This is a genomic window from Parafrigoribacterium soli (genome assembly GCF_040227235.1).
Taxonomy (GTDB): Bacteria; Actinomycetota; Actinomycetes; order Actinomycetales; family Microbacteriaceae; genus Parafrigoribacterium_A; species Parafrigoribacterium_A soli.
In genome coordinates, this window is the sequence record NZ_JBELNZ010000001.1 from 248,966 (window position 1) to 264,675 (window position 15,710).

The 15,710-nt window shown below is 66.7% G+C and carries 12 protein-coding genes; 4 read left to right on the plus strand and 8 right to left on the minus strand.

All coding sequences use genetic code 11. From position 1 onward, the window contains the following. Positions 1–3: 3 nt before the first annotated feature. Complete coding sequence (gene glgP / locus ABUA37_RS01250) at positions 4–2,574, minus strand: alpha-glucan family phosphorylase (protein WP_349897297.1); 2,571 nt, start codon at positions 2,572–2,574, stop codon at positions 4–6. A gap of 87 nt (positions 2,575–2,661) precedes the next feature. Between glgP and ABUA37_RS01255 the strand changes: the two genes are divergently transcribed. Both ABUA37_RS01255 and glgB read left to right on the plus strand, forming a co-directional pair. Beyond that, a complete protein-coding gene (locus tag ABUA37_RS01255; RefSeq protein ID WP_407075327.1) occupies positions 2,662–4,662 on the plus strand; it encodes an alpha-1,4-glucan--maltose-1-phosphate maltosyltransferase in 2,001 nt (666 codons plus the stop codon). Then, a complete protein-coding gene (gene glgB, locus ABUA37_RS01260) occupies positions 4,662–6,929 on the plus strand; it encodes a 1,4-alpha-glucan branching protein GlgB (protein ID WP_349897299.1) in 2,268 nt (755 codons plus the stop codon). The genes ABUA37_RS01255 and glgB overlap by 1 nt, the downstream gene beginning before the upstream one ends. 3 nt (positions 6,930–6,932) lie before the next feature. Here glgB and ABUA37_RS01265 read toward each other — a convergent pair whose 3' ends face one another. Genes ABUA37_RS01265 through ABUA37_RS01275 form a run of 3 tightly spaced genes read right to left on the minus strand, consistent with a single transcriptional unit; the run spans position 6,933 to position 10,449 of the window. After that, entirely contained in the window at positions 6,933–7,535 is a 603-nt protein-coding gene (locus ABUA37_RS01265) for a DUF2510 domain-containing protein (protein ID WP_349897300.1), read from the minus strand. A 44-nt stretch (positions 7,536–7,579) separates the two neighbouring features. Further along, positions 7,580–8,524 carry a tetratricopeptide repeat protein gene (locus ABUA37_RS01270; RefSeq protein WP_349897301.1) on the minus strand — a complete coding sequence of 315 codons (945 nt, stop codon included), beginning with the start codon at positions 8,522–8,524 and terminating at the stop codon, positions 7,580–7,582. Further along, complete coding sequence (locus ABUA37_RS01275) at positions 8,521–10,449, minus strand: hypothetical protein (RefSeq protein ID WP_349897302.1); 1,929 nt, start codon at positions 10,447–10,449, stop codon at positions 8,521–8,523. The genes ABUA37_RS01270 and ABUA37_RS01275 overlap by 4 nt, the downstream gene beginning before the upstream one ends. A gap of 301 nt (positions 10,450–10,750) precedes the next feature. Here ABUA37_RS01275 and ABUA37_RS01280 point away from each other — a divergent pair, with 301 nt between their 5' ends. Both ABUA37_RS01280 and ABUA37_RS01285 read left to right on the plus strand, forming a co-directional pair. Continuing rightward, positions 10,751–12,241 (plus strand): DivIVA domain-containing protein, encoded by a 1,491-nt coding sequence (locus ABUA37_RS01280; protein WP_349897303.1) that lies wholly within the window; start codon positions 10,751–10,753, stop codon positions 12,239–12,241. 69 nt (positions 12,242–12,310) lie between these two features. Then, on the plus strand, positions 12,311–13,363 hold the full coding sequence (locus ABUA37_RS01285; protein WP_349897304.1) for an AI-2E family transporter: 1,053 nt from the start codon (positions 12,311–12,313) through the stop codon (positions 13,361–13,363). A gap of 4 nt (positions 13,364–13,367) precedes the next feature. On the opposite strand, the gene ABUA37_RS01290 is transcribed toward ABUA37_RS01285, so the two are convergent. The 4 genes from ABUA37_RS01290 to ABUA37_RS01305 are packed head-to-tail and all read right to left on the minus strand — an operon-like array spanning position 13,368 to position 15,677. Further along, positions 13,368–14,087, minus strand: coding sequence for an alpha/beta hydrolase (locus ABUA37_RS01290; RefSeq protein ID WP_349897305.1), 720 nt, complete (start codon positions 14,085–14,087; stop codon positions 13,368–13,370). A 19-nt stretch (positions 14,088–14,106) separates the two neighbouring features. Beyond that, a complete protein-coding gene (locus ABUA37_RS01295) occupies positions 14,107–14,412 on the minus strand; it encodes a hypothetical protein (RefSeq protein WP_349897306.1) in 306 nt (101 codons plus the stop codon). 19 nt (positions 14,413–14,431) lie between these two features. Continuing rightward, positions 14,432–15,079, minus strand: a complete 648-nt coding sequence (locus ABUA37_RS01300) for an aggregation-promoting factor C-terminal-like domain-containing protein (RefSeq protein WP_349897307.1) — start codon at positions 15,077–15,079, stop codon at positions 14,432–14,434. A gap of 46 nt (positions 15,080–15,125) precedes the next feature. After that, a complete protein-coding gene (locus tag ABUA37_RS01305) occupies positions 15,126–15,677 on the minus strand; it encodes a DivIVA domain-containing protein (RefSeq protein WP_349897308.1) in 552 nt (183 codons plus the stop codon). Positions 15,678–15,710: the final 33 nt, after the last annotated feature.

Genomic DNA, 15,710 nt, shown 5'->3' on the forward strand with positions numbered 1-15,710 from the left:
GGCTCAGTGCGCGAGGACGATGAGTCCGAGTTCGGCGACCGAGGCGAGCAGCGGATGCTTCGGTACCACTCGCACGTTGTAGCCGAAGCTGCCCGCGCGCTCCAGGGTGACGGTTCCGGCGAACTGCATCGCACCAGTGTGCTCGGAGCTCGCTGAACCCTCCACCGGCGCGAGGTCGGTGTACTTCGGTGCGAGGAGTTCGTCTCCCGCTCCGGTGCGACCGTGCGCGACCTGCACCAGCACGTCCTCCGGGCTGAGCCCATCGAGGTTCACGTGCGCGCGCACCTGCAGGGTCTCCCCCACCTCGGGAGCGGAATCCACCCCGCCAGACTCGACGTACGGCACAGACACTGACGGCCACGCCCTGGTCACGCGCGCCTTCCAGGCGGCGAGATCACGCGCTCCGGCGTAGGAATCGGCGGTGACGGCTCGAGCGGAATGCGCCGCCGGGCGATAGAGCCGCTCGACGTACTCGCGCACCATCCGATCGGCCGAGAGTGCGGGTGAGAGCGTCGACAGGGTGTGCCTGATCGACTCGACCCAGCGGGTGGGCACGCGATCCTCGTCGCGATCGTAGAAGCGTGGCGCGATCTGGTGCTCGATGAGGTCGTATAGCGCCTCGGCCTCGAGCTTGTCGCGCTCGGCCGAGTCACCGGCGGAATCGGCGCTGGGGATCGCCCAGCCGTTCTCCTCGTCGTAGAACTCTGCCCACCATCCGTCGAGAATCGACAGGTTGAGCGAACCGTTGAGAGCCGCCTTCATGCCCGAGGTGCCGCAGGCCTCGAGCGGTCGAAGCGGGTTGTTGAGCCAGATGTCGGTGCCCGGGTAGAGCTGCTGTGCCATTGCAATGTCGTAGTTCGGCAGGAACACCATGCGACCGCGGATGTCGGGCTCCTGCGAGAACTCGACGAGCTGCTGGATGAGGCGCTTGCCCTCGTCGTCCGCGGGGTGCGACTTGCCCGCGATCACGATCTGCACCGGGTGCTCCTCCGAGAGCAGGATCGAGCGCAGCCGGTCGCGGTCGTGCAGCATGAGCGTGAGCCGCTTGTAGGTGGGAACTCGTCTCGCAAAGCCGATGGTGAGCACGTCGGGGTCGAGCAGTTGCCCGTACCACGCGGGCGCCGCGACGCCCGGGTTCTGCTCGGCCCAGGCGGCCGTGACGCGTCGGCGGGCGTCGGCGACGAGCGCGGCCCGCATCCGGTTGCGCACGCCCCACAGGTCGAGGTCGCTGACCGCGGGCGAGGCCCAATCGGCCGTGGTCGGGTTGTCGGAGCCGAGGGTGGATGCCGCGAGCTGATACAGCTTCGGGTCGGTCCAGGTGGGCGCGTGCACACCGTTCGTCACCGAGGTGATCGGAACCTCGTCCTCCTCAAATCCCGGCCAGAGCGCGCCGAACATGTGCCGGGAGACCCTGCCGTGCAGCTGGGAGACGCCGTTGGCGCGCTGACCGAGCCGCAGTCCCATGACCGCCATGTTGAAGGTGTCTGCGGTGCCACCCTCATAATTCTCGGCGCCGAGCTCGAGCACCTGGTCAACCGAGACGGCCGGCAGCAGTTCGGTGGCGAAGTAGCGCGCGATGAGGTCGGCGGGGAAGCGGTCGATGCCGGCCGGAACCGGCGTGTGCGTCGTGAACACGGTGCCGGCCCGCACCACCTCGAGCGCCTCCCCGAAGCTCAGTCCCGCTCCGATCAGGTCGCTGATGCGTTCGAGACCGAGGAATCCGGCGTGGCCCTCGTTGGTATGGAAGACCTCGGGGAACTCGGCGTCGCTGAGCTCGACGAGCAGCTTGATCGCGCGCACGCCGCCGATGCCGAGCAGCAGTTCCTGTAGCAGTCGGTGCTCTCCCCCGCCGCCGTAGAGACGGTCGGTCACCGAGCGCAGCGACTCCTCGTTGTCGGGGATGTCGGTGTCCAGCAGGAGCAGCCGGATGCGGCCGACCGCGACCTGCCAGATCCTCGCGTAGAGCGTGCGGTCATCCGGCAGCGACATCGCGATCCTCGCGGCCGTGCCATCCGGATGCCGCAGCACCGTGAGCGGAAGGCCGTCCGGGTCGAGAACCGGATACGCCTCCTCCTGCCAGCCGTCGGGCGAGATGGACTGGGCGAAGTAGCCGGCGCGGTAGAACAGGCCGACCGCGATGATGGGCACGCCGAGGTCCGAGGCGCTCTTGAGGTGGTCGCCGGCGAGGATGCCGAGGCCGCCGGAGTATTGCGGAAGCGCGGCGGCGATGCCGAACTCCGGTGAGAAGTAGCCGATCGAGCGCGGAGCGCCCTCGGGCAGCGACTGGTACCAGCGCGGCTCGGTGAGGTAGGAGTGCAGCTCCGCCAGCAGCCGATTCGCCGTGTCGACGAAGTCCGCGTCGCCGGCGAGCTCCTCGAGTCGCGACGGTTCGACGGCGCCGAGGAGGCCGATCGGGTCGTGCCCGATCGCGTCCCAGGTCTCCGGAGATATCCGCTCGAACAGTTGCCTGGTCGGCACATGCCACGACCAGCGAAGGTTCGTGGCGAGTTCCTCGAGCGCGACGAGAGACTCTGGCAGGACGGTACGAACGGTAAATCTACGTATGGCCTTCACGATCCTCCAGCCTAGGCGAGCATTCCGTCCGCAGTCGATCCGAGCGGAATCCATGAACCTTGGAGGTGCACGCGCTACGGTCGGTAAGTGGCTACCGCGTATGAACCGAAGCTCGGACGCATCCCGCTTCGACACCTGTCTCCGCAGCAACCCGAGAACCTCTGGCCCGCAAAGGCCTTCGTAGGTGAGGTCGTGCCCTTCCAGGCCACGGTCTTCAAGGAGGGGCACGACGCCATCGGCGTCGACCTTCTACTCACCGATCCGAGCGGCGTGCAGTCCGTGCACCGGATGTCGGAATTCGGCGAGGGCACGGACCGCTGGCAGGTGGAGGTGCTGCTCGATTCTCCCGGCGAGTGGATCTGGAGCGTGCAGGCCTGGCAGGACGAGTGGGCCACCTGGCTGCACGTCGCCGAGATCAAGGTGCCCGCGGGCATCGACACGCAGTTGACCCTCGTCACCGGTGCGCAACTGCTGGCCAGGGCATCCGCGGCGGCGCCCGAGAACAAGGTGCTCAAGGATGCCGCGAAGGCCATCGCGAGTAAGAGTCTCGCTCCGGCCGCACGGCTCAAGGTCGCGGCCGACGCCCGGGTCACCGAGGAGATCGAGCGCCAGCCGCTCGCAACGTTGCTGACCCTCGGCTTCCCGCTCACGCTGCGCGTCGAACGCACCCGCGCCGGAGTCGGGAGCTGGTACGAATTCTTCCCCCGCTCGGAGGGCGCCAAGCGCGCCAAGAACGGCACCTGGACAAGCGGCACCTTCCGCACCGCGGCCCGTCGCCTGCCCGCCGTTGCGGGAATGGGCTTCGACGTCGTCTACCTGCCACCGATCCATCCGATCGGCACGAGCTTTCGCAAGGGACCGAACAACTCGACCGAGGCGGCTGCGGGCGACCCCGGCTCCCCCTGGGCCATCGGCTCGGCGGAGGGAGGCCACGACGCCATCAACCCGGAGCTCGGCACGGTCGAGGACTTCGTCGCCTTCCTCGACACGGCCAAGAAGAGCGGCATCGAGATCGCGATCGATCTCGCGCTGCAGTGCTCGCCCGACCACCCCTGGGTGCGCGAGCATCCGGAGTGGTTCAGCCATCTGCCCGACGGCAGCATCGCCTACGCGGAGAATCCGCCGAAGAAGTACCAGGACATCTACCCGCTCAACTTCGACAACGATCCGATCGGACTCCGCGAGGAGATCCTGCGGATCGTGAAGTACTGGATCGGCCTCGGCGTCATGATCTTCCGCGTCGACAACCCGCACACCAAGCCGCTGCGCTTCTGGGAGTGGCTGCTGCACGAGGTCAACGCGGAGTTCCCGGATGTCGTCTTCCTGGCGGAGGCCTTCACGCGGCCGCCGATGATGCACACGCTCGCCCAGCTCGGCTTCCAGCAGTCGTACACGTACTTCACCTGGCGCAACACCAAGGAGGAGCTCGCCGACTACCTCACCGAGCTGTCGCACGAATCGAGCGACTTCCTGCGCCCGAATCTCTTCGTGAACACCCCGGACATCCTGAGCGAATACCTGCAGTTCGGCGGTCCTGCCGCCTACAAGGTGCGCGCGGCGATCGCCGCGACCGCTTCCCCCAGCTGGGGCGTCTACGCGGGCTACGAGCTGTTCGAGGATGTCGCCCGGCAGGGCTCCGAGGAGAACATCGACAACGAGAAATACGAGTTCAAGGCGCGTGATTTCGCGGGAGCGGAGGCCGCGGGCCGCTCGCTTGCTCCGTATCTCACGACCCTCAACCGCATCCGTGCGGAGCACCCGGCACTGCGTCAGCTGCGCAACCTCGAACTGCACTGGAGCGACGACGACTCGATTCTCGTCTACAGCAAGTTCCTCGACGGCAAGCACACCAGGTCGGGCCGCAGCGACGCGATCATCGTCGTCGCCAACGTCGACCCGCACTCCGTACGCGAGACGACGGTGCACCTCGACCCCGCGAAGTTCGGCATCGAGCCGGGCGAAGCCTTCGAGGTCACCGACCTCGTGACGAGGCAGAAGTTCACCTGGAGCATCGACAACTACGTGCGACTCGACGCCTTCGTCGAGCCGGTCCACATCCTGCGGGTCGAGTTTCCGAAGGGAAAATGATGACCAAAGCGAAGAAATCGAACAAGGCCAAGTCCAGCGAGCCGAAGGCCACGAAGTCCAAGGCGGCACAGCCGGACACGTCGAAGGCGGTCACGCCGGGGGCCGGTCCGGTGCTGCCGGAGTTGCACCCGGGCCTCGTGACCGCGATCGCGAGCGGCAGCCACCCACAGCCGCACGCGACGCTCGGGCAGCATCCCGTCGACGGCGGTTTCGTCATCCGAGCCCTGCGGCCCCTCGCGGCAACGGTCACCGCGTTACGGGCGGATGGCACACGCGTCTCCCTCGAGCACGTCGCCGAGGGCCTGTGGCAGGGCTTGGTTCCCGCGCCCGGCCAGGCATACACGCTCGAGACGAGCTACGAGAACGGTCCGAGCTGGATCACGGATGACCCCTACCGCTTCGTGCCGTCGGTCGGCGAACTCGACCTGTACCTCTGGGGTCAGGGGCGCCACGAACAACTCTGGCAGGTGTTCGGCAGCCACTATCGCCCGCACGAAGACGTGGCTGGCACGAGCTTCAGCGTCTGGGCGCCGCACGCCACGGCGGCGCGCGTGATCGGCGACTTCAACGACTGGAACGGCGTCGGCCATGCCATGCGCAGGCTCGACGACAACGGAGTCTGGGAGCTGTTCATCCCCGGGCTGCAGCCGGGCAGCGCCTACAAGTTCGAGCTGCGCACGCAGAGTGGCGAATGGGTGCGGCGCGCCGACCCCATGGCTCGCTTCACCGAAGTGCCGCCAGCCACGGCCTCGATCGTCGGCACGACGCAGTACGAGTGGGGCGACGCCGAGTGGCTGACCAAGCGTGCTGCGACCGACCCGCACAACGCTCCGATGAGCGTGTACGAGATGCACCTCGGCTCCTGGCGTCCTGGCCTCGGCTACCGTGAGGTCGCGGACCAGCTCATCGAATACCTGCGGGAGACCGGCTTCACCCACGTCGAATTCATGCCGCTCGCGGAGCACCCCTTCGGCGGGTCCTGGGGCTACCAGGTCACCGGCTACTACGCGCCCACCAGCCGCTTCGGGCATCCGGATGACCTGCGCTACCTCATCGACCGCCTGCACCAGGCCGGCATCGCCGTGATCATGGACTGGGTGCCGGCTCACTTTCCCAAGGACGAATGGGCACTCGCAAACTTCGATGGGCAGCCGCTCTATGAGCACAGCGATCCGCGCCGCGGCGAGCAGCGCGACTGGGGCACCCTCGTCTTCAACTTCGGTGACTCGCAGGTGCGCAACTTCCTGGTCGCGAACGCACTCTACTGGCTCGAGGAGTTCCACATCGACGGCCTTCGTGTCGACGCCGTCGCCTCCATGCTCTACCTCGACTATTCGCGGGAGGCGGGCGACTGGGAGCCGAACAAGTTCGGCGGCCGGGAGAATCTCGAGGCGATCAGCTTCCTGCAGGAGGCGAACGCGACCGCGTACAAACGCAATCCTGGCATCGTGATGATCGCCGAGGAATCGACCTCGTGGCCTGGCGTGACCAAGCCGACCTCGGCATCCGGACTCGGCTTCGGTCTCAAGTGGAACATGGGCTGGATGCACGACACCCTGCAGTACATGCACGAAGACCCGATGTATCGCTCGTATCACCACAACGACATCACCTTCAGCTTCCTCTACGCGTTCAGCGAGAACTTCCTGCTGCCGATCAGCCACGACGAGGTCGTGCACGGCAAAGGCTCGCTTCTCGGCAAGATGCCTGGCGACCAGTGGCAGAAACTCGCCAATGTGCGCGCCTACCTCGCGTTCATGTGGGCTCACCCTGGCAAGCAACTGCTCTTCATGGGCAGCGAGTTCGGGCAGCCGAGCGAGTGGAGCGAAGAGCGCGGCCTCGACTGGTGGATCCTCGACCAGCCGGTGCACCAGGGACTCCTGCGCCTCGTGAGCCAGCTCAACCGGGTCTACCGTGACAACGGCGCGCTCTGGCAGCAGGACAACTCCGAGGCGGGCTTCGAATGGCTGGAAGCCGGCGACGCCGAGCACAACGCGATCGCGTTCCTGCGCTGGTCGAGCGACGGCCAGCCGATCGCGGTGATCCTGAACTTCTCGGGAACGCCCGTCGGGCCGTACCGCGTCGGTCTCCCGTTCGCCGGGGTCTGGGACGAACTGGTCAATACGGATGCCGTCGACTTCGGCGGTTCGGGCGTCGGCAACTACGGCAGCGTGACGGCGAGCGACATTCCGTGGGCCGGGCGCCCCGCATCCGCGGAGATCACCCTGCCGCCCCTCGCGGGACTGTGGCTCAAGCTGCGCCGCTAGGCCTCAACTGAACTGCACGTTCGTGAAGGCGGTGCTCGCCGCATCCAGAACCTTGGCAATCGAGATCGACACCGACAGCACGAACACGGCGATCATGATCCAGATGGGAAGCAGTCCCCTGCCGGAGCGACGCTTGACGACGACCGAGCGGCCGATGATGTACACGGTGCTGCCGAGAAATGCCCAGGCCCAGTGGAACGGGCGCACGAAACCGTCGCGACCGAGCCGCTTGGCATCGAAGTAGGCCAGGAGCACCGTCACGAGGTAGATGAGCCAACCGCTGAGCACCAGGGTGAGGTATGCCGGTGAGAACATCATTGCGGCGCTCGAGGACGAACTCTGCACCATGTGGGATAAGTAGTCGCTCAAATCGAACGTGACGAGACCCGCGATCGACAGGAGCGGTAGCAGCACGATCAACCAGATGAACGCGTTGTACACGGGCGTGCCGGCGCTGACGACCGGAGTGGCCTGCGCACCGTAGACCTCAAGCGCCGGGTCGTGCAGGTTTTCGGTCCACTGCGTGCCGTCCCACCAGCGCTTCTGCCCCGACCCGGCCGGGTCGTCGTACCAGCCTGCTGCTGCGCCTGCTCCTGTGCCGCTCACGTGTCTCCCTTGATCGGTGCCGCGTTCAGCCTAGTTGCGCCCGCTCAGTACAGCAGCCCGGTGAGGCGCCGACGCGCGGCAACGACCCGCGGGTCGTCGGCTCCGGTGATCTCGAAGTAGTCGAGCAGGCGCGTGCGCACCGCATCCTTGCCCTGCTGATCGAGCGTGGGGAAAAGCGCGAGCAGGCGATCGAAGGCGTCGTCGAGATGCCCGCCGCTCACGTCGAGATCGGCGACGGCGAGCTGCGCCTGCACGTCGGATGGTGCTGCCGCAGCCGCCTCCCGAACGTCGCCCGCCACCAGGTTCTGCAGTCGCGCGAGCAGCGAGACCTGCGCGAGGCCCGCCACGGCGAGCTGGTCCCGGGGGTCCTGCGCAATGGCTGTCTTGTACTCCGCGATCGCCGCGTCGAAGTCACCCCTCGCCATGGCGTCGTACGCCTCCTGGTGGTGCGGTGGCAGCGGCTCCTCCACTGGCTCCGCCTCGGCATCTGCCGCGGCATCCGGTGCCTTGGCCCTGCCCGTCACGCCGTTCTGTACAGCAAGGGTGGAGAGCTGCTGCAATACGGCAAGCACCTCTGACTCGGCAACGTCTCCCTCGTAGAGGGCGATCGGCCTGCCGCCGATGACCGCGGCGACCGTAGGCACTGCCGCGACCTTGAACGCCTGCTGCAGTTGCGGGTTCGCCTGCACCTCGACCGTGGCAAGCACGAAGCTGCCGCCCTGCTGCTTCACCACCCTGCCAAGTGTCGCCGACGGCTCGCCCATATAGAACTCGACGATCACCGGCACGGAACTCGACAGTTCCAGGATGCCGGTGAAGTTCGCATCGGTGCCGTCGAGCACCAGCGAAGGGACATCCACCTCGGCCGCGCCGGCGCCCGCCTGACCGGTGCCACCCGGAGCTCCGGCCGGAGCACTCGCCTGGCGCACGAGGGACGAGAGGTCGACTGCGCCGCGAAGGTTGGCAGAACTGGGTGGAACACTGGTCACGGTTTCTCCTTCGCTGAGATGATGCCTTCCACGGCACCGAGCAGCACGATCTTCTGGTTGCTGCCGGCCTTGGGTACATAGAAGAGCAACTGATCGCCGTAGTACGTGACGAGACCCTTGAGCGTCGACGTGATGCCCGTGAGCGTCTTGACGAGACTGCCGGAGTTCAACGACGCACCCGCCTCGGTGGGGATGGCGGTTTCTATCTGGGTGAGATTCGTCGCCACGATGGCGCCGGAATTGTTGGTGCCGAACGCGATGGTTTCACCCGCGCCGGCCTCGTTCGAGAAGTCGATGCCGACCTTGGCCGGCATTCCTGCCTTCCTGGCCTTCTTCGCCTCCACTCCCTGAGTCTTTTCGAAGTGGTCGTTGCTCGTGTCGAAGTACTTGGCGAACTCGCTGTCGGGACCCTTGAGCAGGAGGTCACCATAGGCCGTGCCGATCTTGCCCGGGGGGAGCAGTTCGAGCTTGTTGTCGGGCAGCAGGCGCGGCGCACCGACCTCCTTCGCAGCCAGGTGCGGCAGCACGATCTTCGGCTCGAGGCCGATCGCGTAGCTGATCTTGTAGTTATCGCGCGGGGCGGCCTGCTGCAGCATCAGCGCCATCGGTGAGACCGTCTTGTCTTTCGGGTTCACCAGGACCGTGAACACGGTGCGCGGCCACCCGTCACTCTGCTGCGGGAGGGCGATCTCGACCTCGCTCTGCGGGATCGCCGCTGGGGCCGCAATGGTGCTGTCCTTCTTGCGCAGCTCATAGTTCGTCTTGCGAAGCTCGAGCGCCGGCCCGGCGAACCGCGTCTCAAGCAGAGCGGTATCCAGGGTCTCGTCCGCCTTGGCCGCGGTCGTTGAAGCCTTGGCGACGATCTGCTTGAGCTGGGGGAAGGTGACAGCCGGTTGCTGCTGGTTGCTCGTCACGTCGGGCTTCGCCGTCGCTGTAGGGACCGGCTTATTCCCGCTGCCGCCCAGGAAGGCGGGCCAAGCATCCGGCGAACAACCGCTGAGCGCGAGCGACGAGATCACGAGCACCGGCACGACCGCGATCATGCGGCGATGGGTGGATCGACGCCTTCCGTTGCCGCTCACGGGCGGCACGGTGCGACGCGGCTTGTAGCGCCTCTGCCTCGGAACCTTGGGCATCTTCGGGCTCTTGCGGCGAGGCCCGCGGGCCTTACGCAGGTGGTACAACGCCCAGAGATATAGGCCGAGCCCGATCAGCAGGAGCAGCACGCCCGCGATGACGAGCGGGCCGGACCACGGCGTGCGGTTGTCGAGCGGCCAGCGGACGGCGACCTTGCTCGGCGCGGCATGGCTGCCATCGGAGGCGATGATCACCGAAATGCCCTTCGGCACGTTCATGGTGTACTCGAGGACGGAGTCGCTGCTGCGCTCGTCGAGCCACAGGTCGGAGCCGTGCGGGTCGGGAACCCGCAACTGTGCGTTGGCGGTCGTCTTGCTCGAGTCGCTCTTGCCTGAATCGACACTGCCCGAATCGGCAGTGCCCGCGTCGGCGCTGCCCGGTGCTGGCGTGCTTTCCTGTGGCGAGCTCGTGGCAGGTGCACCCGCGTCCGATGTGTTCGAGTCTGGCGTGCTGGCGTCGGGCTTGCCCGTCACCGTGGTGCTGGTGAGTACCTGTTTGTCGGAGTTGAATCCGATCCTGTTGTAGCTTGCATTGCCCACCCAGGCGTGCACATCCTGCGTGCGGCCGTAGGCGGCGAAGATCTTGGACGCACCGGAGATCTCGACGGTCTGATGACCGGGCTTCGCGTTCAGAATCGTGCCATCGATGACCGTGACCGGTGCCTTCGAATCGATCGACACGCTCGCGGTGACGTGATCGGGTCCGGCGAAGATGGTGCGCTGCGCAACGCCGTATCCGATGAGGACAAAGGCGAGAACGAAACTCACGATGGCAAAGACGAATCGCAAGTCATAACTCCTCTCGTGTTGCCCGGCCGAGCGACGACCCGGCGTTCCCGGTTACGGCTGAGCCGACCACTCGCACTAGGGAACGAGGCCAGGATGTGGCGGAGCCGCCACCGGTAGCAACAGACAAAGACATTCCAGAATAGCGCAAAGACCCTGTGAGCTTCCCTGTGCGGCGGCTCCGCTGGCCTTGCCACCGCCGGTCGCGCGGTCTGCGGCCGCAGTGCAAGGGTCATAGCCACGCTAAACTCGGATGGTTCGGCACTTTCACCACTGTCCCAACACACTCACTCAGGGAGAAACCGTGGCCACTGACGACGAAGCTTTCACCACCGCGATGCGCGGGTACAACCGCGACGAGGTCGACAGCGCCATCCAGGATCTGCGGCGCGAACTGATCAGGGCGAACACCGATAAGGCGGAGTCTGCCAAGGAGATCAAGCGCCTCACAGCGACGGTCGAAGACCTGCAGGCCGAGATCGAAGAGACCGGCAGCCCCACCTACAGCGGGCTCGGCAGCAAGCTCGAGAACATTCTGCGCGTCGCCGAGGAGCAGTCGACTCGGCTGATCAGTCAGGCCGACATCGACGCGGAGAAGCTGCGCAACAGCGTGCAGGGCGAGATCCACACGCTGCGGGTGGAAGCGATGGAGGCCGCGGAACGCATCGTCGCGGAGGCGCAAGCCAAGGCGAGTTCGATCATCGAGACCGCCCGCGCGGAGGCAGCGGAACTGCTCGAGGCCAGCGAAGAAGAGAGCGAGACTGTCACGCAGGACGCTCTGCACGAGGCCGCGGCCATCCGCGGAGCCGTTGCGACGGAGGCCGCCGAGGCCCGCGCGACGGCGAAGCGTGAGGCGGCGGCGGTGCGCGCTGAGGCCGAGCGCGAGGCAACGGAACTCAAGCTGGTTGCGAGCCGGGAGGTCAGTGAGGCGCGTGAGCGGGCTGCGGCGCTGGCCCGTGAGACCGAGCAGGGTCGAGCGGAATTCACGAGCGAGGCGGAGAAGCAGTGGGGCGACCTCGCCCGCGACGTCGAGCAACAGCGCACAGACCTTGCCAGGGAGATCGAGGCGGGCAAGATCGAACTCGAGCAGGAGAAGGCCGCCGCCCGCGCGAGGCTCGAGCTCGAGGCATCGGCGGCACGCGCTGCGCTCGAGCAGGAGACGGCGGAGGCCAGGGCCGACCTTGAGGCCGAAATCGCGGCCGAACGCTCGCTTCTCACGCAGGAGATCGACCAGCAGCGCGCCGATCTCGAGCGGGAAATCGAGTCGCGCCAGGCGGAACTGACCAGGGAGACAGAGCGTGTGCGCGCTCAGATCGCGCACGATCTCGACGAATCTCGCACCACGCTGGAGCGCGACGCCGAGCAGGGCCGCCTCGACTTCGAGGTGGAGCTCAAGGCTCGGCGTGACGAGACCGAAAAGGAGTCGCTCGCCAAGCATCAAGAAGCAGTCGCCCAGACGCAGAAGTACCTCGATGAGGCGCAACTGCAGCTTTCCGAGGCAAACCGGCGTGCCGCCGAGAAGCGGCACGAGGCGGAGACCATCGAGGGCGAGGCCCGGGCCGAGGCCAAGGCCTCTCGAGAGAAGGCGGATGCCGAAGCGGCCGAGATCCTCGCGAACGCGGAGGCTCGGTCCAAGGCGATGGTGCGCGAAGCCGAGAAGCGCACGGCCAAGCTTGTCAAGGACGCGGAAGAACGACTTGCCCAGATTAGGATTGAGCGCGAAGCAGTCGCGGGCTACTTCGAGAGTCTGCACTCCGTGCTCAACCAGGCGGAAAAGGTCACCAGCGAGAGCTGAGCGACCGGTCAGCACTCGCAACCCGCTTCCCAGGCCGATACCCGGCGCAGTTACGAGAAGGGCACCGCGGTGAAGATCCAGAACGCATTCAGGATCGGCCTTCTCGGCGGATTGGGCGTGCTCGTCGCGCTCGCCATCGGTGGCGCCGTCGCGACGCTGTCCACCATCCTCACCTACGTCGGCGCCGCGCTCTTCCTTGCCCTCGGCCTCGATCCGGCAGTCTCCTGGCTCGAGAAGCACAAGTTCCCGCGCTGGACCGCCATCCTCACCGTCCTGATCGGTCTCCTCGCGATCATCGCCGGCCTCGTGCTCTCGGTCGTGCCGGTCATCGTGGGGCAGATCAACAAGCTCATCGATCAGGTGCCGACCGTCGTGAAGGTCATGTCTGACCCGCACCTCATCAGGAACATTCAGGCTTCGGTTCCCGACTTCATCGACGTGCAGGCCGTGGTCGACTCGGTGGACAAATTCTTCCAGGACCCCGGTAACCTCACCACGATCGGCGGCGGTGTGCTGCAGGTCGGCCTGGGTATCGCCAGCGGCATCGCCGGCGTCATCATCGTTCTCATCCTGACGCTCTACTTCGTCGCCTCGCTCAACGGGATGAAGCGGGGACTCTACCGTCTGGTGCCCGCGTCCAAGCGGGCCGGCTTCGCCGACCTCACCGAGCAGATCAGCACGGCCGTCGGTCGCTACGTGATGGGACAGGCCACGATCGCGCTCTGCAACGGAATCGCGAGCTTCATCTTCCTGACCTTCATCGCCAAGGTTCAGTACTCCGCACTCTTCGCCTTCATCGCCTTCCTCTTCGCGCTCGTGCCGCTCGTGGGAACCCTGTCGGGGTCCGTGATCATCACCCTGGGCTCTCTGCTCTTTGGCGGCCCGGTGACGGCCCTCTGGGTGGCGATCTACTACCTGGCCTACATGCAGGTCGAGGCCTACGTCATCAACCCGAACGTCATGAAGCGTGCCGTGAAGGTACCGGGTGCCATCGTTGTCGTCGCAGCCCTCGCCGGCGGCGTGCTGCTCGGCATCCTGGGCGCGCTCGTCGCCATCCCGTTCGCCGCTGCCGTGCTCCTGATCGTCGATCAGGTGGTCATTCCGCGGCAGAACGAGCTGTAACGGCCTAGGACGCCTGCGGCCACTCTGTCGGCAGCGGAAGCGCGGCGGGATTCACACGCGCAACGATCTCACTGAGAACGCGCCGCGTCTGCTTCTCCCCCACCCAGAGGTGCCTGCCCTCCTCGACGTCGACGAGTTCGGCGCCCGGCACCACGGCGAATCGCTCGGCCGCCGCCGCCGGACGCAGGTAGTCGTCGAGTTCGGGAATGATGGCGACCAAGCGTCTGCTGTCGCCCGCCCACGCGGCGAGCTCGGCATCAGAGGTGCGATGCAGCGGCGGCGAGAGCAGGATCGCGCCGTCGACCGCCTGCTCACGGCCGTACTTGAGCGCGACCTCGCTGCCGAACGACCAGCCGACGAGCCACGGATGCGGGAGAGACTCGCTCGCGACGAGATCCATCGCCGCCGCGAGGTCGAACCGCTCGTCGTCGCCTTCGCCGAACACCCCCTGCGACGTGCCGCGCGGCGACGAGGTGCCACGGAAGTTGAAGCGCAGCACGGCGAGATCCGCGAGCGCCGGCAGCCGCGCGGCTGCCTTGCGGATGATGTGCGAGTCCATGAAGCCGCCGGCCGTCGGGAGCGGATGCAGCGTCACGAGCGTCGCAACGGGCGGCACCGTCAGCGGTAGCGCGAGCTCGCCGACCAGGGTGAGCCCGTCGGACGTGTGCAACTCGATGTCCGTGCGCCGAGCCGGAAGCTCGATCCCCGCCCTGATGTCTGTCATCCGCCGATCCTCGTTCTCGCTACTTGATGCGCCAGCAGTGGGAATGCCAGTGGCGCCTCGCGGCGAGATCGTCGGCCTCACCCATCAGGCCATCCGCCCGCCACGCCACGATGTGTGCGGTGCCGGGGGCGATCTCCTGGCCGCATCCGGGGCAGGTGTAGTACTTGACCGCCGCGGTCGGAGCGAGCGGCTGAACGCTCCAGAGGCCGTCGCGTTTCGACTCGGTGTGCAGGGTTCCGTAGAGCGCCCTCGCGAGGTCCGCCGACTCCTCGTCGCCACTTCCGCCAGCCGAGCGCGCTCGACGCGGGCGATTGGACCTTGGCATGCCCCCAGCTTATGCGGGGCTAGTACCAGCCGCTGGACTGGCTGTGCGACCACGCGCCGCACGGAGTGCCGTAGCGAGCGGCGATGTAGCCGAGGCCCCAGGTGATCTGGGTGCGTGGATTGCTCTGCCAGTCGGCGCCGGCCGACGCCATCTTGCTGCCGGGAAGCGCCTGCGGGATACCATAGGCGCCGCTCACCGGGTTTCCCGCGTAGACGTTCCAGTGAGACTCGCGGTTGAAGAGTGAGACGAGGCAGCTGTACTGATCCTCGCCCCAGCCGCGGGCCATGACGAGCTCGTGGCCGATCGCCTGCGCGCTGCCCGGATCGGGGACTCCCGCTATCGGGGCCGCACGCACGATCTTCTTTGCGGTGACCGTATATTCGTCACGCAGCATCGCCACCACGACGTCGCCCTGCACCGACTTGCCGCCGGTGGCCGCCGCCGAGACCACGAGCGTTTGGCTGTTCACGGCCGCGGATGACGCCGGCTCGACGGCCGCGCTCGCGGGCGGATTCGGGGCTATCGCCGCGACGGCGAGGAACGCGGCCGCGGCAAGAAAGGCGAACGCAGAGACGGAACTGCGGTTGCGAATGCGCCATCCAAAAGGCTCGACCCCGGCAGCCGTTTTCGACGCCTGCGGCGATTCGTCGTTCGTATGCTTGCCCACAGTGACTCGATTTTAGCCGAAAAGGCTGAGTCCTGCCCGGAAGGCGCTACCGTACGGCGAGCATCACGTCCACGACGGTGTCGAGGAGCAGGTCTACCTGCGACTCGCGGTACCCGCCCTTCTGCCGGCGGAAGGTCGTCGTGCGCACCTCTTCGACGCTCAGCGAGGTGCCATCCTGGAAGTACTCGACGAGACGTGAGGCGAAGGCGTCGACGTCCTTGCGGTGATAGCCCTCGCTCAAAAAGCCGGCCCGATCAAAGCGGTGGCCGACCGGTCGGGACAGCCGGTCCAGGATCTCCTGCGCGGTCGAGCGTGCCTGCGTGTACCAGGCCTCGTCACCCGAGCGCTGCAGGGCGAGCTCCCGCTCGCGACTCGCGAAGGCATCCTCGAGTCGCTCGAGCGCCGCATCGACGTGCACCGGCGAGTATCCGCCCTTTTGCATCGCGAAGGCGGTGGTGCGGATGTTCGCGGCATTGACCACCGTCGGGGTGTTCGCGTCTGCGGCGTATGCACGCCTGGCGTCCTCGAGGAAGTCTTCGACCTGGTCGACGTTGTAGCCACGGTGGGACTTGCGGGTACGCGGAAAGGTTGTGCTCACGACACTATTCTGCACTACGCCCGCGAACGCGGG

Coding starts and splice junctions, on each gene's coding strand:
- glgB (WP_349897299.1), top strand. CDS start 4,662: ATGACCAAAGCGAAGAAATCGAACAAGGCCAAGTCCAGCGAGCCGAAG.
- ABUA37_RS01290 (WP_349897305.1), bottom strand. CDS start 14,087: ATGACAGACATCAGGGCGGGGATCGAGCTTCCGGCTCGGCGCACGGAC.
- ABUA37_RS01295 (WP_349897306.1), bottom strand. CDS start 14,412: ATGCCAAGGTCCAATCGCCCGCGTCGAGCGCGCTCGGCTGGCGGAAGT.